Source organism: Paenibacillus durus, from assembly GCF_000756615.1.
GTDB classification, from domain to species: Bacteria; Bacillota; Bacilli; order Paenibacillales; family Paenibacillaceae; genus Paenibacillus_AQ; species Paenibacillus_AQ durus.
The window spans coordinates 4,906,511-4,926,915 of the sequence record NZ_CP009288.1; the positions used below are offsets into that span (position 1 = coordinate 4,906,511).

14 protein-coding genes are annotated in these 20,405 nt (G+C 51.6%); 1 reads left to right on the top strand and 13 read right to left on the bottom strand.

Going from position 1 to position 20,405, the window contains the following annotated elements; all coding sequences use genetic code 11:
• The first annotated feature begins 70 nt into the window (after nt 1-70).
• Nucleotides 71-319, top strand: coding sequence for a NifU family protein (locus PDUR_RS21375; protein ID WP_042208106.1), 249 nt, complete (start codon nt 71-73; stop codon nt 317-319).
• 249 nt (nt 320-568) lie between these two features.
• Here PDUR_RS21375 and PDUR_RS21380 read toward each other — a convergent pair whose 3' ends face one another.
• The 13 genes from PDUR_RS21380 to PDUR_RS21440 form a co-directional block, all read right to left on the bottom strand.
• On the bottom strand, nt 569-1,270 hold the full coding sequence (locus PDUR_RS21380) for a Cthe_2314 family HEPN domain-containing protein (protein WP_042208107.1): 702 nt from the start codon (nt 1,268-1,270) through the stop codon (nt 569-571).
• Between the two features lie 42 nt (nt 1,271-1,312).
• Nucleotides 1,313-3,091, bottom strand: coding sequence for a UbiD family decarboxylase (locus tag PDUR_RS21385; RefSeq protein WP_042208108.1), 1,779 nt, complete (start codon nt 3,089-3,091; stop codon nt 1,313-1,315).
• A gap of 25 nt (nt 3,092-3,116) precedes the next feature.
• A complete protein-coding gene (locus PDUR_RS21390; protein ID WP_156130559.1) occupies nt 3,117-4,070 on the bottom strand; it encodes a COX15/CtaA family protein in 954 nt (317 codons plus the stop codon).
• Nucleotides 4,071-4,272: 202 nt separating this feature from the next.
• A complete protein-coding gene (locus PDUR_RS21395) occupies nt 4,273-4,617 on the bottom strand; it encodes a thioredoxin family protein (protein ID WP_042208109.1) in 345 nt (114 codons plus the stop codon).
• 87 nt (nt 4,618-4,704) lie between these two features.
• Nucleotides 4,705-6,330 carry a putative polysaccharide biosynthesis protein gene (locus PDUR_RS21400; protein ID WP_042208110.1) on the bottom strand — a complete coding sequence of 542 codons (1,626 nt, stop codon included), beginning with the start codon at nt 6,328-6,330 and terminating at the stop codon, nt 4,705-4,707.
• A gap of 27 nt (nt 6,331-6,357) precedes the next feature.
• Nucleotides 6,358-6,843: a DUF456 domain-containing protein gene (locus tag PDUR_RS21405; protein WP_042208111.1), complete on the bottom strand. Its 486-nt coding sequence runs from the start codon at nt 6,841-6,843 to the stop codon at nt 6,358-6,360.
• Nucleotides 6,844-6,895: 52 nt separating this feature from the next.
• The gene (locus PDUR_RS21410) at nt 6,896-7,663 is read right to left on the bottom strand and encodes a Cof-type HAD-IIB family hydrolase (protein ID WP_156130561.1); all 768 of its coding nucleotides are present in this window, start codon (nt 7,661-7,663) and stop codon (nt 6,896-6,898) included.
• A 47-nt stretch (nt 7,664-7,710) separates the two neighbouring features.
• Nucleotides 7,711-9,831, bottom strand: coding sequence for a peptidoglycan D,D-transpeptidase FtsI family protein (locus PDUR_RS21415; protein WP_052410336.1), 2,121 nt, complete (start codon nt 9,829-9,831; stop codon nt 7,711-7,713).
• Nucleotides 9,832-10,088: 257 nt separating this feature from the next.
• Nucleotides 10,089-12,212 (bottom strand): peptidoglycan D,D-transpeptidase FtsI family protein, encoded by a 2,124-nt coding sequence (locus PDUR_RS21420; protein ID WP_042208113.1) that lies wholly within the window; start codon nt 12,210-12,212, stop codon nt 10,089-10,091.
• 105 nt (nt 12,213-12,317) lie between these two features.
• Entirely contained in the window at nt 12,318-13,463 is a 1,146-nt protein-coding gene (locus PDUR_RS21425; RefSeq protein WP_042208114.1) for a transglutaminase domain-containing protein, read from the bottom strand.
• A 21-nt stretch (nt 13,464-13,484) separates the two neighbouring features.
• Nucleotides 13,485-13,934 carry a hypothetical protein gene (locus tag PDUR_RS21430; protein WP_042208115.1) on the bottom strand — a complete coding sequence of 150 codons (450 nt, stop codon included), beginning with the start codon at nt 13,932-13,934 and terminating at the stop codon, nt 13,485-13,487.
• Nucleotides 13,935-14,249: 315 nt separating this feature from the next.
• Nucleotides 14,250-16,532 carry an S-layer homology domain-containing protein gene (locus PDUR_RS21435; RefSeq protein ID WP_042208116.1) on the bottom strand — a complete coding sequence of 761 codons (2,283 nt, stop codon included), beginning with the start codon at nt 16,530-16,532 and terminating at the stop codon, nt 14,250-14,252.
• 91 nt (nt 16,533-16,623) lie between these two features.
• On the bottom strand, nt 16,624-20,385 hold the full coding sequence (locus PDUR_RS21440; RefSeq protein ID WP_081949607.1) for an Ig-like domain-containing protein: 3,762 nt from the start codon (nt 20,383-20,385) through the stop codon (nt 16,624-16,626).
• Between the last annotated feature and the right edge of the window lie 20 nt (nt 20,386-20,405).

Here is a 20,405-nt window from a genome sequence, read left to right on the forward strand (position 1 = left end):
GGCCCTTGCTAACCGTTTTATTTTTTAAATATTTGTACTATAATATACGTACGAAAGGAGTGATTGAGAAATGAGTGAGAATACACAAAGTACTAGCATGTATGATGAAGTGCTGGAAGTTCTTGATAAACTGCGTCCGTTCCTGCAGCGCGATGGCGGCGACGTAGAGCTGGTTGACGTTGAAGACGGTATTGTGAAACTGAAATTGATGGGTGCCTGCGGCAGCTGCCCAAGCTCCACCATTACGCTCAAAGCCGGAATCGAACGCGCACTCGTCGAAGAAGTTGAAGGTGTTGAGGAAGTCGTTCAAGTATTCTAATTTTTGCGTAAACCCGTCCCGGTTGTTTGCTTAGGCAAATGGCCGGGATTTTTTTGTTCAATCACCAGCCTATCGGTCATTATATAAAATTTTATATATCGCTACAACTATTCTGTGGGCCAGCAATAATAAAATCCCGCACGGCCAAAGGGGGCTGTGCGGGATTTGTTCAAATGCCTGACAATTAGAACGCCGGAATGATGGAGCCTTGGTATTTGTCTTCGATAAACTTCTTGGCTTCCGGGGAAGTCAGCGTAGCTGTTCATTGCTATAACGGAAGACTTCGGCCAGAGTTTTGCATACCATTTCCAGCCCTTGGCGCAGGTCCTCCAGATGCTCGTCGAGATCCTCAAGCTGGATTTTATCGTGCAGGCCTTGATGCCGCTGCCACAAATCGTCCTGCATTTCGGCATTCATATAATGAATTTCGGCGTTGCGGCGGTTACGCAGCTTTTGCAGCGGGTCGCGGTACGAATCTTTGATCTCCTCCAGCCTGCCGGACAGCTCTCTATGCCTCTTGGACGAGCGGAACCGCCGCAGCACGGTAAAGTAGGAAAAATGAACTTTTACTCTAGAGGTGTTCAGATCGTACAGCGTGTTCAGCACCGTGCCAAGCTTATCCAGCAGGGAGAAGACGCGAATGAAGCCGTTTTTGTAAAAATAGACATACCGCGCATACTCGCCCTGTTCGCTCACGGACATCTCATCCATGCTTCCCGCCTTCACCGATTTGCGAAAAAAGGAAGCGGCGAACAAGCTCTGCTCCAGCTCGTCGAGTGAAGAGATCAATCCTTGAATCCAAATCTCCAGCTTTCGGTATTCATGGTCATGGTCTTCATCGTCATTCATTTTCCTGCGCAGCATCGACTCAGCTTCGGTCATAGATTCCATAGCATCGGCCAGCAATCCGGTATTCTCGCGGGGAGGTTCCCCCAGGATCGTCCGCAGCATAATCCGTCCTCCTGTTACGCGTTAACGCAAACGCATGATTAATTATCTTATACCCGCAGGAAAATAATTTTTCCAGTTGCGGTCGACCAGCTCTACGATGTCCTCCCTCGGGAAGAGCTCGTCCGGATACCCCGGCTTCATGCGGGCGTCAATGACGATGGGGAGCTCGTAGCCGATATGATGATTTTTTACCGTGGCTTCGGCAAAAATATCGGTGGCCGGGTTGAAGCGGGTGAACACCGTCCACAGGAAGGAGGTCTGCGTCTTCACCGTTTCGGCGGCATTGTCGACTAGAATGACGAGCGGCCAGGCGGTTTTCTTCTCCCGAAGAGAGCCGACCAGGCGCTGCGGCAGCTCCGGATCTTCCGTATAGGACGGGCCGGAGACAACGAGACAGCCGCCGCAGTATGGCAGCGCCGCGTGAATCCCGGGAAGATTGCCTTCCTCGTAGCTTCGCGGAAGCTCGCGTACCTTGTCGCCGATCCCCATCATGACGCCTTTGCTGCCGTGATTCATTCTTTGGCCGGTATAGTCGAGTGTATCATGCGATGTTTTGTTGAAAATAAACAGATCGACCGCTGGATCGAACCGCTCCAGCACCGTTTCCAGCAGCTTCGGAAAATCGGAGAGATCAACCGGCTCGTTCGTAAGAATCAGGAACTTGGTCAGGGACAGCTGCCCTTCGCCCAAGATGCGGAAGGCCGAGACCAGCGCTTCGCGCGAATAGCTCTCCCGCACGACGGCGGACGCCAACGTATGGGAGCCCGATTCCGAGTACGCCCACAGGGAGCGGACGGACGGCATGACAAGCGGGTAAGCCGGAGACAGCAGCCGCTGAAGGAAGTCACCAAGGTAGTAATCCTCCTGCCTTGGCTTGCCGACAATGGTCGCCGGATAAATGGCGTCCTTGCGGTGCCACATGCGCTGTACATGCATGACCGGAAAGTCATGCTTCAGCGAGTAATAGCCGTAGTGGTCCCCGAACGGTCCTTCCGGTCTACGCTCATGCGGCGGGACCAGTCCGCGGATCGCGAATTCCGCCTCGGCCGGAATCCGGTGGCCGCCCATCGGGTCCTTGACCATCGGCAGGCGGCCGCCCAGCACCATGGATGCCAGCAGCAGCTCCGGCATGCGCTCCGGCACAGGAGCAATGGCCGTGGCGATCAAGGCGGGCGGGCCGCCGATAAAGACAGATACCGGCAGCGCTTCATTCCGCCGCTCGGCCTCATGATGGTGGAAGCCTCCGCCCTTGTGAATCTGCCAGTGCACGCCTGTCGTCTGATCATCATATATTTGAATCCGGTACATCCCGAGATTATGATCCTTGGGATTAGCAGGACTTTCCGTGTAAACGAGCGGCAACGTGACGAACGGTCCTCCGTCATCCTGCCAGCTTGTGATCCGAGGCAGCCCTTTAAGCGGATCAGTACTCTGGCAGACTTTTAAAATAGGCGCCTCGCCCTGCGGAACATTCTTGATGCCGACTTTGAGCAGATCAAACAGTAGCCCTTTCTCCTGCCACACCCCGGTTACCGTCGGCGGCAGCAGCGTTTCCGTCGCGCCCATAAGCGACTTCATCAACTCTTCGGGACGAGGGCCAAAAGCCTGATCCACCCGCCGGACCGTCCCGAAGAGGTTGGTGACGACCGGAAAGGGGGTTCCTTTTACATTCGTAAACAACAGAGCCGGCCCCTCTTCCTGGATAACGCGGCGGTGGATCTCCGCCAGCTCCAGATAAGGATCGACCGGCGCCTCAATCACGGCAAGATCTTTGTCCTTCCGCAGTTGCTCTATCCATTGACGTAAATTACTGTATCCCAATATATTGTTCCTCCTTGATCGGGCTCTATCCAAAACGGCTGATTTCATCCGAAACAGCCTCTTTCTGTATCCTGCTAAGCTGCCAGACGCGCACGCTCATGTAGCACAGCACGCCAAACAGACCGGATATCAGCACAATATGGGCCAGTGCCGCAAACAGGTACCACTGTTCGTTGTACAGAGTGAATACGACACTCGCGCCGCTAAACACCTGGAGTCCGCATAGAATGACTGCCGAGATTCCGAGCTTTTTAAGCTCAGGATAGCCCCCATGCCTCCAGAACGCCAGATGTCCGAGCACGGCGGTAAGAATGAACAGCAGCATAGCTGCAACCCGGTGAAAAAACATAATGCCGGTTCCGCCGGAAAGCTCCGGAATCACCTCGCCGTTGCACAATGGCCAGCCTGAGCAGCCTCCCTGCGAACCCGTATGACTGACAAAAGCGCCGATATAGACGACGATATAAGCATAAATCGTGGTCATCCAGGTCAAATTGCGAAAGCCCTTACCAAGCGGCGGAAGGGTGCCGGTCTGCTCTCCGGAGTGGCGCCTTCCCGCGCCAAGAGCCAGCATCAAGGAGCTGGCGAAGGCGATCAGCGAGAAGCCCATATGCAGTGCCATGACGGCGGCGGACTGCGACCGGACGACGGCGAGCGCGCCCATGAATGCCTGAATGACGACAAACAGCAGCGTCATGAAGGCATACGCCTGCAAATCTCGGCGATCCCTAGCATAGCGCCGGAAAGCCAGCGCCGAGGCGAGAGCAGCCAGACCGGCCAGACCGCTGAGCAGCCGGTGGCTCCATTCGATCATCTGTCCGAGCGTATATGCGGGAACCAGCTTGCCGTTGCACAGCGGCCATTCATTTCCGCATTCGAGGCCGGACCCCGTTTTGGTAACGAGCGCACCGCCAAGCAAGGCGAGAAACATAATGAGACAGGTTATGTACCCAAGCCATTTCAGCTGTTTCGCCGTCAAATCCGATCACCCGCCGTTGTATGGGATTTTGTTAAGCGTAAACCGGTCTTTCGGTCAGAAAAGTTATGCGTTTCCATTATAACCGATAAGGGTGAATGCGGCATACCTGCATTGTGCAAAATGATAAGCGCTCAGCTTATACATTCTTATATTTTTAAAAACGCCGCTTTCACACAAATTCGGCGAAAGCGGCGAATGGCGATTACTGGTGAATGCTCTGATAGACCTGGGTCGCGCGGTTCAGAAAATCTTCGATTTCCTGTCTCGACTTGCGCAGCTTGTTGACGAACCGGACAAGTTCCCGGCCTCCCGAGTAGGCGACGAAGCTGGGAATACCAAGAATATTTTGTTCCTGGCTGACATCGCCCACAGCATCGACGTCAACCTCTACCAGCGTCAGCTTATCTGCGTAATTCTGCTCAACCTCCGGCATAAACGGATTGATGAACTTGCAATCTCCGCACCAGTCTGCCTTGAATACGGCCACGGTCAGTCTGGGGGATTGGATGGCAGCCTGAAATTCAGCGGGAGAGCTGATTTTGTCCATAACTTGCACCGTCCCTTCTCATATGACAATTGTCTCTTGTTACCCTTTAAGTGAAGCAAAATGCACAGCGGAAGTCAACTGCCGCTCTTACTCTCTTTCCCGTACGCGCGCCGGCTGCAGCTTCATAAGCGGACTCAGCAGCTTCCGCACCGGACGCGGATAGCTTGCCAGGTCCCCGACGCTTAATACGCCCAGAACAATCAGCAAGACCAGATAAAGGATGACAACGACTGTGCCGGCAGCCAGACAACCAACAAGATAGGCCAGACGTGCAGGCATCATTCCCGTCAGACTGATCGCTGCTACGTTCAGGCCGTAACCGGCCGCGCCCGATACGAGCATCGCCAGCAAATATCCGCCCCAGCGCTTGCCCATAATTTCAAACGGCACGATGCTCCGAAGCAGCCGCAGGTTAAGGCCGGTAATAACGATAAAGCACAGCGCCGTGGCGATAATAATGCCGTAAATGCCCATGAACCGGCTGAGCAGGACGCTCCCCGCGAGCTTGACGATGATTCCGGCCAGCACGTAGAACATGGAAATCCGCGATTTGCCCATGCCGAGCAGAATGGAGTTTGAGGTGGTCATTGTAATCTGAAAAATAGTGCCCAGCGTCAGCAGGGCAATCATGCCGCTGCCGGATGGGCTGCTGAAGAGCAGGCCGTTGACCGAGTAGGCTGCAACGACAAGCGACATCACGATCGGTGTTCCGGTCAGGATGGCGACGCGCATCGCGAGCGTGATCTGCCGCTTCAGGTGATCTTCATCCCGGCGGGCATAGGCCGCCGAAATGACCGGAATCAGCGAGGTGCTGAGGGCAATCGCCAGTACGGGCGGGATGCCCGCGATGCTCTGCGCCTTCTGGCCGAGAATACCGAGCAGCCGCGTTGCTTCGGTGCCCCCCACCTGCCCGCTGAGCAGGGGAACGATCAAGGAAGAATCGATGAAATAGACGGCCTGAATGGTCATAGATGACAGAATGATCGGAATGGATAAGCTGAAAATATCCTTATAAATACCGAGCAGCGGCAGTTTGGCTTCCGAGGAGGCGTGGATACCGTTTTGCTTGTCGTTCCGCTTCATCTTGATGGCGGCGTACAGCATAATGGCGAATGCCCCGACGCTGCCGAATACGCTGCCGAACGAAGCTCCCGCCGCCATAACCGGGTTCCCGTAACCCTGGTGAAGCAGGAAAAACGCCAACAGGATAGCCGTAAACACGCGGGCAATCTGTTCCACGATTTGCGAGATCCCGTTGGCCATCATATTGTTGCGGCCCTGCGAGTACCCGCGCATCATCGCGATTGTGGGGAACAGCAGCAGCGCGGGGGCAATGGCCCGGATCGCCAGCGTGCTCTCAGGGACGCCCGCATGCTTCGCGAACAGCGGAGCGGTTATGTAGAGCGCCGCGCTGATGATTACGCCGGCGACGGCGCCAAAAATAAGCGCGGCTCGGTAAACCTGCCGCGCTTCGTCCGGACGGTTCAGAGCGTAGCGCTCTGAGACCATTTTGCTGAGTGTACTGGGAATACCCGCCGTGGCGAGCGTCAGCAGCATCAGATACACATTGTTGGCCTGTGAAAAGGCCGCATCCCCGACATCATTAAACAAATGCTCCAGCGGAACCCGCTGAAAAATGCCAAGCACGCGCGCCACCAGCGCGGCGGCGGCGAGAATGATCGTGCCTTTGATAAAAGAATCCTTCTTCGACAACCTGTTTCCCCTTCTTTACAAGTGAATTTAATACAGGCCGATCCAAATAAAGAAGAGGATGACCATAACGATTTGCAGCACAATTTTGACGACCGTGCTGCTGAACAGCCCGAGCATGGAGCCTGCGCTGACCTTGAGCGCTTTGCCCGGATCTGATCCGGCGATCATCTCGCCGATAAATGCTCCCAGGAGCGGTCCGATAATCAGGCCGAAGGCTGGAATAACGAACGGCCCCACGATCAGACCAATTGTGCTGCCGATGATGGAGGAACGGGAACCGCCGAATTTTTTGACACCCCATGCCCCCACAACATAATCGGCAATGAACAGTGCGGCGACGATCAGCGTCTGGATAATCCAGAACCATGGCCCGAACGAGGCGAAGCCGAAGAACCAGCCGTAGACGAAAAAGGCAAAGTAGATCGCCAATGCTCCCGGCAAAATGGGATAGACGGCTCCGGCCAAGCCGACGGTAAACAGTGCGATAATTAATACCCATCCGAGAATAGCCAAGCTTGTCCCTCCTGTAGATTAGAATCTGCGAACCCGAAGGCTCTGCATTAAGTTACAGCTCCCGTGAAGCCGCCGCTTCATCGTGAAAGATAAAACGGCGGATGACTTCGGCGATTCCATCTTCGTTGTTCGTCGAGGTTACCGCGTCCGCTGCCTGCTTAACGGTATCCTGGGCATTGCCCATGGCTACGCCAAGGCCCGCCTGCTGAATCACCGCAAGATCGTTCAGGCTGTCGCCAACCGCGATAACTTCCTCCATCTTGATTCCCAGCAATCCGCATACTTCTTGGATACCGGACGCCTTGTTCACACCGAGAGCATTAATCTCCAGGTTATAGGGAGACGAGTTGGTAATCTCCAGACCGCCCATGTCCTGAAGCTTCATCAGCACCTGGTAGCGGATCTCATCATCTTCCGTGTCATAGCCGAATTTCAACCATTCCCGCCCATCGATATCGCCGTCCCAGCTTTCCTTGTTATACACCCCGTTGACCGAATACGCCCAGTACCAGATGCCATACCCTATCGCAATCGCGTGCATTTGTTTGATCAGCTGCGGGTCCATCAGGGAACGGCGGTACAGCTCATGCGGCGCCCGCCACACTTCACTTCCGTTCACTGTAACCATTGGCGTCTTCAGCCCAAGCTGCTGGGCGTAAGGGTAAGCGGAACTAAACGCCCGCCCGGTGGATAAGCAGACATGAATGCCTGCATCCACCGCCTTATGTATCCATTTCACCGTATCAGGTGTAATTCGTTCTTCACTGTTCAGCAAGGTTCCATCCATATCCAAAGCTAGCAGGCGGTATTTGGCTGTCATCGCCATCCCTCCATTTTATGTTTTATTGGTATATATCCTTTTATCGGTTAGTGCCCGGGTGTCTCTGTGGTGTTCGCGGCAGAACTTCCGCTTTGACCCGCAGATTTCTGCTGAAGACTCTTCTTCGGCACCCCGTCAAGACCGTACTCCCAGTCATAGGCGTCGAAGATTTTGCGCGCCACCGGCGCAGCGCTGTTCGAGCCGAAGCCCCCTTCGGGGATGATAACGGCAACGGCCAGCTTCGGTTTGTTGCGCGGAGCGTAAGCGATGAAGACACCGTTGTCGACGGTGTGTTTACCACCCTTATCGTAATAATCCTGCTGCGAGGTTCCCGTCTTGCGGGCAAAGTCGTAAGGGAAGCCATCAAAAGCGTCAACCTTGCTATTCATTCCTCTTTTTACTTCATTCCAGTACGATTCATCCATCTTGACGGTATTCAGCACCTCGCGTCCGAACGTCTTGACCACTTGCCCTGAGGAGTCCGTGATTTTGCTAACAAGATGCGGTTTGATTCGCTCGCCCTTATTGGCCAACGTGGAGGCATACTGGGCAAGCTGCAGCGCCGTGTATTTGCCCTGCTGGCCGAACGAGGCATAGACGAGCGCCGCCTGTGCACTGCCTGCAGAGTTCAAATCCGTGTAGCTGATTACCCCTTTTTGTTCTCCCGGCAGGTCTACTTCTGTTGAGACACCAAGACCGAACTCCTTCATGTATTTATCCCACACTTTAATGCCTTCGGAGCCATATTTGTTATATAATCTCTTACCAACCATGTCCACCATAAAAGCGTTGGAAGATTGTTCTATTGCTTTAGCCGGATCTATTGGTCCCAGGACGTGGCCTGAGGCATTCCGGACACTGGTTTCATGGCCCGCTTTGCCGAAATAAGCGATCCCTGTATCCGTGTACCAATCCGATGTCTTAAAGAATCCCTCATTTAGCCCCAGCAACACACTCAGAGGTTTGACGGTAGAGCCCAACAGAACGGTCGAGCCAAAGTTATGCCCTGATCTTCCTGAAGAAATCGAGGTAATTGTACCATTTAGATAGTTATCTACGATTTTTCCCCATACTTCCGTATCCATGCTGCCACTAGCCCAAACGTTCGTATCATAATCCGGCATGCTGGCCATCGCCACAATATTGCCGGTATCGACTTCCATTGCCACCGCATAGCCCGTTATGGCATTAGGATGCGTCTTGCCTTGAACGGCATGTGTATGCAGCCATTTGAGCTGATCCGTTATCGCCTGCTGCGTTTTGAGCTGGACATTTTTGTTAGTAGTCATCCAGATATCATTACCCTTGACGGGAGGCACGACCTTCTCAATCTTTTCCGCCATGTTCTGTGGATTGATGGAAATCTCCTGGTAACCGTTCTGTCCCCGAAGCTCCCGCTGGTATTGAAGCTCAAGACCGTCGAAGCCAACGAACTCATCATCTTTATAGGTCAGACCCGCAGTCGGATGCTTTTTCATCGCAGACAGAATATCTTGGTAGATCGACAGACTGTTGGAATTCTTGAACAACTTGACATAGCCAACCGTCTGCACAGCCACCGTATCCTTGTCGTAATGACGCGCGTTCTCTTCTACGACTTCCAGCCCGGGGTACTCATCATTGTGCTCCATGAAATAAGCGACTTCCTTGGTGGAGAGCCCCATCTTGATTCGGCGCGGTGTATAGCCGTTGTACTTCCTGAACTCCAGGTCGAACGAGTCCTTGACCTCTTCCACCGTCATCTTTTTCTCGCTCGGGTCGCCGAGTTCATTGAATTTATTCACCAGATCTGTCGCCAGCTTGTCGACAGCCGCCTTCGCTTCCGGAGTAAAATCCGTTACCTCAGTTGTCTCGTCCGTCTTTGTCGCCGTATACTCCTTGGTCAGCGTAATGTACAGCGACTGGACAGGGGTAGAGTAAGCGATTTTCTCGCCTTCGGCGGCGAGGATCGAACCGCGCATGGCGGCAAGCGGCACATCTTTCGTATCCCGCTTCGTCTCAACTTCTGTCAGCGTCGGACCTTCCACGAATTGCAATACGGCAAGACGGACAATAATTACGCAGAAAATGACAAACGTACTGAAAAAGAACACATTGATCCGCAGCGCCAGGGTGCTTTTGCCATTGGTCTCGTCCGAAGGCGAGCCCTGCTTGCGAAAAAGGCTCACTTTGTTCTCTCCTTATTATAACATTTAAGAATTCATATGTATCTCAGGAAGCAGGCCGATGTCTACAGAACCCATTTATTGTAACATAAGCACCGCTGCGCCTCTAATATTTTCAACACACTTCTCTCGACATGCTGAAGATCAGTAAGGGACATCTTCCATTTGTGAAGAAATTGAGATGACCGACCAAACAATTTCCATACAAAGAAGATGTCCCCCTCTCTTATATACCGATTTAAAGCCTAATGTCAGCTCCTTTAGTTTGTACCCGTTGTGCCGCTCTCGCTAGAGCTGCTGCTTTGACCCGCAGATTTCTGCTGAAGACTCTTCTTTGGCACCCCGTCAAGACCGTACTCCCAGTCATAAGCGTCAAAAATTTTGCGCGCCACCGGCGCGGCGCTGTTCGAGCCGAATCCCCCTTCGGGGATAATAACGGCTACGGCAAGCTTCGGCTTGTTGCGCGGCGCGTAGGCGATGAAGACGCCGTTGTCGAGATTGGTTGCGATTTTTGTCTTTTTGTCAACGTATGTCTGTTGCGAAGTTCCTGTCTTGCGAGCAAAGTCGTAAGGGAAGCCATCAAAAGCGTCAACCTTGCTATTCATTCCTCTTTTTACTTCATTCCAGTACGAGTCATCCATCTTAACGGTATTCAGCACCTCGCGTCCGAATGTCTTGACCACTTGCCCTGAGGAGTCCGTGATTTTGCTGACCAGATGCGGTTTGATCCGCTCGCCCTTATTGGCCAACGTGGAGGCATACTGGGCAAGCTGGAGAGTTGTATAAGCACCCTGCTGACCGAAAGAAGCGTAAACCATAGCTGCCTGGGCACTGCCTGCGGCATTCAGATCCTTATAGTTGATCTGACCCAAAAACTCTTGTGGCAAGTCAACGCCCGTCGATACGCCAAGACCGAATTCTTTCATATATTTATCCCATACGTTGATGCTCTTGGAAGGATATTTTTCATAAAGTCTCTTGCCAACCATATCAACCATAAATACGTTGGATGAATGTTCAATAGCCAAGGCTGGGTCCATTCCTCCATAGACGTGACCGGAAGCGTTTCGAACACTCGTTTCATGGCCTGCTTTGCCGAAATAAGCAATCCCTTTATCCGTGTACCATTCCGATGTTGTAAAGAGTCCCTCATTAAGCCCGATCAGCACGCTGAGCGGTTTGATGGTGGAGCCCATAAAGACGGTCGAGGAGAAGCCATGACCCGATCTTCCTGAAGAGTTTGGCGTAATCGCGCCGTTTTGATAGTTGTACTCAATCTTATCCCAAATTTCCATAATACTGCCGTCAACCCACTTGTTCGTATCATAATCCGGCAAACTGGCCATGGCCACGATATTCCCGGTATCCACTTCCATCGCCACCGCGTAGCCCGTTATGGCATTAGGATGCGTCTTTCCCTGAACGGCATGCGAATGCAGCCACCTGATCTGATCCGTTATCGCCTGCTCTGTCTTGAGCTGCACATTCTTGTTAATCGTCATCCAGATGTCATTGCCCTTGACGGGAGGCACGACCTTCTCGATTTTCTCGGCCATGTTCTGCGGATTGATTGAGACAACCTGATAACCGTTTTGCCCACGCAACTCCCTCTGATACTGCCTCTCAAGGCCATCGAAGCCAACATATTCTTCGTCTTTGTACATTAGCCCCGGGTTCGAATCCTTCTTCTTCATTGCGCTCAGAATGTTCTGGTAAATACCAAGACTGTTGGAATTCTTGAACAGCTTGACATAGCCAACCGTCTGCACAGCCACCGTATCCTTGTCATAATGCCGCGCGTTCTCTTCTACGACTTCCAGGCCGGGATATTCATCCTTATGCTCCATAAAATAAGCGACTTCCTTGGTCGAAAGCCCCTCCTTGATCCGCCGGGGGGTATAGCCGTTGTACTTCCTGAACTTCAAGTCGAGCGAGTCCTTGACCTGTTCCACCGTCAGCTTCTCCTCGTTCGGGTCGCCAAGCTGATTAAATTTATCCACCAGATCCGCTGCCAGCTTGTTCACATTCGCCTTGGCTTCAGGAGTGAAATCTGTTACCTTGGTTACCTTGTCTGTCTTTTTCTCCGTATACTCCTTGGTCAGCGTAATGTACAGCGATTGAACCGGAGTGGAATAAGCGATTTTCTCGCCTCCGGCGGCGAGGATCGAACCGCGCATAGCGGCCAGCGGCACATTTTTCGTATCCCGATTCGCCTCCACCTCGGTCAGCGTCGGGCCTTCCACGAATTGCAGTACGGCAAGACGAATAATAATTACGCAGAAAATGATAAACGTACTGAAAAAGAACACATTGATCCGCAGCGCCAGGGTGCTTTTGCTATTGGTCTCGTCCGAAGGCGAGCCCTGTTTGCGAAAAAGGCTCACTTTGTTCTCTCCTTTATAATTTGAAATAATTAAAATAAATTCCGGAATATGCCTCCATAATCAGACTCATCCATTGTATCACAAGCAAAGCCGCGCCTCTAATGCTCAAAGCACACTTTCTTTGATGTGCGTGGAGTCAAAATCCGCAGGATTAAACCAATCTCCGCTTTTGGCCCAGGTGGAATCCAAAGGAATCCACGCTTTCCGCTCCGGGATATAAACTTCGTTCCAGGCATGCGGCCCATAGCCGCCGCGTCCGTCGTAACCGCGCCCGGTCACCACCCGCACGTCAAGACCCTGAGACCTGGCCATCACGGCATACAGCCGCGCATAGTCAATGCACACGCCGAGCCGGGTATCGAAGGTATCCTGCGGCGTTTGTTCTTTCCATACCCGGTTCTGTTCATAGTTCTCGGCTTTGGCATAATCGTAAGAAATTCTCGTCCCGACCCAATCGTAGAGCAGCCGCGCTTTATCTTCATCGCTCTTCGCCTTGCCAGCAATATCCGCCGCAGCGACAGTAATATCGCTGGAAACGTCCCGGTCGATAATTTCGTATTTGCGCCTGAGGATATCGTTCATTTCTGCGGCAACTGCCTTGGTCAGAACCGGAAGCTTGTCCTGTACGGCTGTGCCGGTCACAGGCTCAATCAACGACTCGACGCTCTGGCGGTATATTGGCGAATCTTCGATATAACGCGCCGCATCACTGCTTGGGATAAGACTGGTTCCCACATACAGAGCGATGATCAGCAGGAGGCACCGGACGGCTCCTATACAAAGTCCAATACCTGCCCCGCCGAGCCGGCTTGCCGCCGAGATTTTGCGGTCCCACAGTCCGCCGGATTTGCGGAAGCGCGGAATCGGCAGCAGCAAAGCCAGAAGCCCCAGAACGATCCGAATCAAGCTGTAGCTTACCATCAGCAGAAACAGAAACCGCAGCAGCGGAAGTCCCGCAAGCGCCGATACGGCAGTATAATAAATCTGCTGCCACTGGTTGAGTTCACCCTTGGGAGCCACCGTATCCGCAGCCCATGTTTGAACATATGGCGAAAAATAGGCGGAGGTGAGCGCGGCGAGAATGAGGGCCGCAATCGTCAGAATGCCTGAACCAAGCAGCCCGAATAATCTGCCTGCGGATAAAGAAAATCCCCTGACCCATCCCTGAATCAGCGACAGGGCGACAATAAGCAGCAGAAATATCGTTATGATATTGGCATCGCGCAGGCTTTGCAGCCATTCGTTCAACATATCTCCCCTCCTGCTCTGGCGTTATGGATTGGCACCCTGAGCTTTACGTGCTTCTTCAATGAAGCTTTTCACGGTTTCATTTACACTCCACTGCCCGAGGCTGACTCCCCGGAAAGTAACATTAACCTTGTCCTCACCGGCTCTTCCCTTCACCTCAATATTGGGTGTCGTAATCGTAAAGGTTCCGTCGCTATTTGCGGTATAGACCGCGTCCTTCGCTTCTTTCAGCATCACTTGCTGGGCCTCGTTCTTCAGCGTTCCGACCGTCTCCTCTTTCACCTTGCTTACTGCATTTCCGATCTGATCTATCGTAACTCCGCTGTAAACGAGCAAGCCTGCGACAATAACAATGACAATGGCCCATTTCAGCACCGTTTTGACCAAATTGACAACTGCGAACAGCAGCACAAGCGCAATGACGATAACAAGCCAATTTTCTCTAATAAACTGCGACCATACCTGAGTATCCATCACTCCGGCAACACACTCCTATTACTCATTTGCCCGTGCTTCCCGCCAAATCCGGCAGCATGCCACGGATATTCATTATTATACATGATCATCCGGCTTAATTCATAAATCCGCCAAAGGGATGACAACATTGTAAGCTTTGCGGCGGCGGTTCTGCCGGTATGGAATCTAAAAACAGTCGCTGTCCACAAGAGCCCCCGGCTTGGCATTGAGCTCATGGACAAAAGACCATGCAGCTCTACATTGCAGTAGAGTCACATGGTCTTTCTTCACAAATATGCGGCTGGTCTCTAGGCGGCATATGCTTCTGTTATTTTACAGACCAGCCTTATCCATCAACGCCTTGAGCATTACGGCGCCCTCGGCGCGGGTCGCGTTGTTCAGGGGTCCGAAGCTGCCGTTCGGGCGACCTTTAATGATCCCCAGGGTGTAGACGCTTTTTACCGCATCCCTCGCCCATGCATCAATTCGTTCGTTATCGGTAAATGCCGTATTGCTCAGCGCGCTTACCTTACCTCCGGCATAGGTGTAAGCCCGGTCAATCATGACAGCCATTTCCTGCCGGGAAATCTTGTCGCTAGGGTGGAAACGTCCCTCTGAGCCTTTAATGATTCCCGCCTTGACGGCTTTGTTCACATCGCTTGCATACCACGCGCCGGCTGCAACATCCTTAAAAGCGTTGCCTGGGGCGGCATCCGCAAGGTTCAGCACTCTGGACAGCAGAGACGCGAACTCCGCACGGGTAATATTTTGCTGCGGGGCAAAAGAGGTTTCACTGACTCCCTTGATGACATGACGCGCCACCATTACCTCAATATCCTGCTTGGCCCAATGAGAAGCGATATCCCGGAAGGTTTTCTCGGATTCCGCCACCATATAGGTCGAGAAGTGCTTGGTGCTGAAGACCAGCTTCCCTTCCACGATCCTGCCGCCGATATATTCCCACTGCCTGGCCGGCTCGTTGAGATAATAGGCGCCCAGCTTCTGCGGGTTGCCCACTCCTGCCGGAATAGAATAGATTATGCGGATTGCCTTCTCGAACTGATGAAGCGGAGCCCCATCAGCCGATGCTTGGAACGTATAGGCTGCAACTTTCTTCAAAGCCTCAGCAGACGCTGCTGCTGCGGTTTCTTCGGAAGCGCGGGAAGTCGTAAAGGCCATCTCCTTACCCTGCACCAATACTTCCGGCGGTATGATCATGATGAGTTCGCCATCCTGAATGGCCACGAACTTCTTCCCGGCCTTGATCAGATCCACCAAATCCGCAGGAAGCTTCACCGCTTTTGCCGTTCCGGCAAGCCCGGACACATCTATCACAAGAGTGCTCTGCCCAGGATCACTAACCCTGTCGGCTGCTTTAGCCGGGTCAACCACCAGAGTCACCTTGCCGTTCTCCTGAACAATGCTTCCTATTTCCTTGGCTTGAACGGCGGGCGGCAGAAGCGGAAGTACTTCATGGCCGTTAGCCGTACCCCCATCATCCGTGCTTCCGCCATCTGTTGCGGGAGGAACGGTAGCGGCCCCATCTACTTTGATAGTGTAAGTTACCTGGGTCGTCTTATCCGAAGCCGTAACAACCAGTTGGTCCCCGGATGCTACCGGATCATGAACACCTTCCGTATTCCATTCCTGATCGGCATCACCCTTGCTCAGATTCGCAAGAAAAGCGGCTTTCGCCGTTGCGGCAGGCACCCCGCTGATCGTTTCATTGGCGGTTCCTCTGGCGCTTATGGTGTATTTCTCTGACGAAAGAGTCGCTACACTGCTCAAAGGACCCGTCAGAACTTTCCCTGTCTTAAACGATACCGTCATATCCTTCCCCAGCTTGCCGCCGTTGTTTGCGCTTAATTCCCCGCTGACCTTTACCCGATATATCGTATTTGGGGACAAAGCTTCTCCAGGAGTAATGATAATGACATTTTTGGTTTCGGTCGTCTGCTGTTGGCTGGCTGTATCATAATAAGTGTAACCCGCCTTATTCTGGCTGTCATTCTCAATCAGATTTACGCTGGCGCTGACCGGCGCATTGCTCTCTCCTTTGTACAGCGAGATGGAATCGACATTGTTCTCATTGCGCCCGATTGTAAAATCCGGATAGTTTCTATTGATGAAATAGTTCACATTGGAGCTGAATACGAGGGCAAAACTTTTAGTGTCTGCAGGCACCTCATTCGTCGGTTCCCCGGTAGAGCCTTTTGGATAAGTTCCCAGAAATGCCAGAGCGTTCGCACCGCCCGGAGAGGAAAAAGTCGTCGTTGCCGTTGCTTGACCCGCTGTGACTTTGATTGTGGATTGGCCGCTTGCAAGGTTGTCAGGCAGCGTAAAGATCGTTTTGTAATAACCCTCGGCACTGCTCTTCGTTACAGTGTAATAAATATTTCCGCCGCCGGGCTCGTTAACCCATATCATCACGTTCGAATTGGGCAATGGAGCACCGCCATCGGTCACCCTGCCGGAAATGACCAATACGGACCCCGGATTGAATGAGCCCGAACCGCCATTCGTTATCACATCTATGGCAGGCGCCGCATGAACTGCGGTTGCTGTAGATAAGAGAATAAATAATGAAAGGATACAGGCCAACAACCTCTTTACCATCTATTTTGAACCTCCCCAAATTGCGGTTTTCGTAAAAATACAAGCTGTCGGCATTCTTCGAACGGAAACAGCCTGTATGATTTGCTGCTGATTAGCGTTGGACTTTGTAAGCAAAGTGAACAGGTTTTGCCAGGATATGCTTACTGCTCGTATCACATACAAAGACGTCAAAGTATACATCCGTCGCGTCGCTTGGCACGGTAAAGGTGGGGATGTTCGTTATACGGGAACTCAAAGATGCTATTGTCAAATTAGCGAATCCTGATAAGATAACTTTTCCTCCATGCTCCTGTCTCGCTCCCTTTCCAGCTCTTCCAATGACATAAACCGTATAGCTGTCCAAGCTGCTTGAATTATTTTTGATATCAATATCAAAGGAATAATTTCTTCCGGCTTTCAAATCCGCCACAGGCGATGAGCTGCCTCCTAGTTCCGTAATAACAGGCGTTTCTGCCACACTGCCGCTTTGCGTCAGGAAGGTAATGCTTTGCGGCGAGCCGATGGTGTTACCTTTCGTGTCGGTTAAAGGAGAGGACAGGGTTAATTTGTACTGTCCGCCGGGAACCAGCTTTTGCGTTGGCGTGACGGTTAGCAGCTTTCCATCCGCTCTAAGCTCATATTTGAACGGGGCGGCTTCCCCTCCCACAAGCTGGAGCGCAACCGACTGACCCGCTGAAATACTGTCTGGATTAATCGGTTCGGAAAAGCCGATCTTCAAGGCTTCATCTACTTCAACATCCCAAGGAGTACTCGCAGCCGGATTGAGGAATGTTGCGAATGGGACGGTAGTAAACTTCCAGCCGATATCCATGGGCATGTTCTTTCCGCTTACATCGGCAATATTCTTTGAAATCGATACGGTATACGTTGTACCGTACAGCAATTTGTTCGCCGGAGCAATGGTGACAATGTTCGTCGCCGGGTCGATGGAAACCGAAGCAGGCACGACAGCTCCATCCGCGTTTAATGTAATGTTGCCGTCTATTGCGCTCTGATCAATCTTCACGCCTTCCTTCCCTGTAAACACAAATTGGATCGCGCTGTCAAGAGGGACGTTCACGGCGCCGGCGGCAGGAGCAAAAGAGCCGGGGATGAACGGAAATGCGCTTAATTTATAGACCTCACTGCCTGTCGTCTTGTCGGTTATCACTACCGAGTATTGGTTGACTCCGACATTGTTTCCATCCTTAAGAAGGGAATTCGCTGCTGCTTGGGCAGATTCCCCATTTTTCACAGACACGCTATTGATCTTGCTGGAGCTTACCCCCGCAGTCGCTGCCGCGATCTTGATGCCAATATCGGAACCCGTGACAGTGTTGCCAATGATGCTGGCGTCCGAGGCGTTGTCAATAAAAATACCGGCGGAAGAATTGTCGCTCGCATGGTAATTCTTGAAGCTGTTATTTTCGAGCGTTGTTAGCCCTGCGCTGTATATGCCGTAGCCCGGATTCCCACCTCCGTCGAAGGTGCTTCCGGATATATGCAATATCGGCGCCTCTATGCCTTCTCTCTTTTCCGACCATATATTAGAAGTTTTAACCGGAGCAAAGCTTGAGTTCATAATCGCTACATTATTGTTATTAACTGCATACACGCTGTAATAACTATTCTCCGAACCGATGACCTTCACATTATTAAGCGTTACAGGGCCGGATGCGTAAAATATCTTCTGTATGGACTTTCCGCTTATATCTATATTTACATTGCTTATAGTTAGTTTCGAATCTGGAGAATTACTTCCATTTATAAAAACTGTAGACAAGCCTCCGGGAATGTAGTCTGGTACCGTTGGAGCGGGCTTTAATGTCTTCCCCTTGAAATCCAGCGTCAAATCCTCACCGCTTGGGACACTAAAATTTCTGGATAAAATAGTCGTCACCTGATCAGAATGGATTGCCGCCTTCAATTCGTCAACGGAGTCTACGATCGCCTCAGCAGTCCATCTTACGGTTACAGGTACTACAATAGAAGAATCCGAGGCATTTCCGTACTTGATCTTTGCCGTCAGAATAACCGTTTCCGGATCGGTAACTGCCGTTTTATTGACTTTTAAAAACGTATCCGAAATGATGTCGGGCCGGCTCGATATCCACTTGATTTCAGAGCCTTGAATCATCCATCCCGGAAGAGAACTAATAAGATCCTGAGTTACGGAATCGGCGCTGTCGGAGCTTGCGAAGGATAGATGATAGTCACTGCCAGGAGACAAAATGTCTTTTTTGATTCTCTGGACAATTTCCTCATCGCTGTCCGGCGTATAATTGATACCACCGAGACCGGTACCCCTTCTGGCTCCAAGCGAATCTTCAGCTGCCATAATTTCATAATTATAGATTTTTCCCTTTTCTACATTATTATCTGTATAGATGGCCTTAAAGTGGGAGAAATCGGTATTCTTTATCTGATCCGCTTTTATAGTAAAAGATATTTTTTTGTCCGGATCTGTGCTCTTTATATACTTGCCCTGGATACCGTCCTTAAGGATGACTTCCGTACGGAGCACATCAAATTGGACAATATCGCTCTCATCCGTTGCCTGAAATTCAATCGTCAGCGAATGATCCGTTTTGGAGACCAGATTGGAGGTGATCGCCTCGGGCGCATCATTGTCATAGAAAACCCCGAAAATCAAATCCTGATTCGCACGATTAACATCGGCAGTCACTTTGATCACATTATTTGCAATTTCCGACCTGTCCGTAGACTTCTGGTACATCCATCTGTACGCATTCGGATCTGTCTGGTCAAGCAAATAGACAGAAATCTTGTTATTCCGGACATCATTGATATCCTTATCCTTCAGCCAAATATCATTGAGATTCAACTCGACCGGCAGCGACAATTGGATAGCCGTCCCCGGCGCCGCGCCGTTTGCGGTTACACCGTAAATACCGCCGGATGGATGCAATCTGGAATAATACTGCATACTTGGCATGACATTGCCTGAAGGCACTTCAGAGCCGGCATTCCGCAAATGGATCGTCGGGTTTGCGTCGTCCGAAGCCGGAATGAGCACAGGCACAGAAATATTGATATTTCTGTCAAAGGCATATGTACTGCCTTGGGCAATGGGAATATCAGTGCCGAACCCGCCCTTCACGATCGCCCATGCAGGAGCGTTGTTCGTATCCCCTTTAAAATGAACATAAACCTTGCTTGTGCCTACGGTAAGATTCGGGTTGGTTAAAGCAATGGAATAGGTCGAATCCGTCACCGTATTCATATATACCCAGTCGGTAACGCTGACGCTGTTAATATCCGCAGTTCCGCTTGCGTCAATGTAATATTCCATATCTTTTCCAATAGACGCCAAACCGTCTAGTTGAAGCGTGCTGCCCGAAAGTGTGGCGGATGAGAGGGTAGGATTTGAGGGCTGATCTATCGTTGTGAAGTAGTACACCTTGTCTGAAGCAGTAGAATCACCGTTATTTGATTTGACACCTGCAGCACAGATAATCTTGTAGGTGGTTGCATATTCCAGCGAACTTGCAGGCGTTACTGCAATGTCTTTATTCGTAAACCCGCTGCTGTCTCCTTTGCTTACAATAATGGGGATGACTGTTGAGTCGCTGTATTTGACCAATTGAAAACGGCTTTGATTGTCCGCCCAGGTGGTCTCCCCCGTAACTCCCTTTCCAAAATTGAATTTGATTACAGGTTGTAGTGCTGCATTAAGGTTATCCGTTTCATTGTCTCCCATCTTGGTTGTACCGGGTGCCAGATAAGCTCCGTTAATAGCAAGAGCAGCCCCATAAGCAGTGGATACAGCCACCAGATTGCTGAGCAGTAATGCCATCACAGTAAAAAAAACTATAAATTTACTGCAATTCCTCTTCATTTTTCGTTTTGACATACGATTCCCCTCGCTTATTT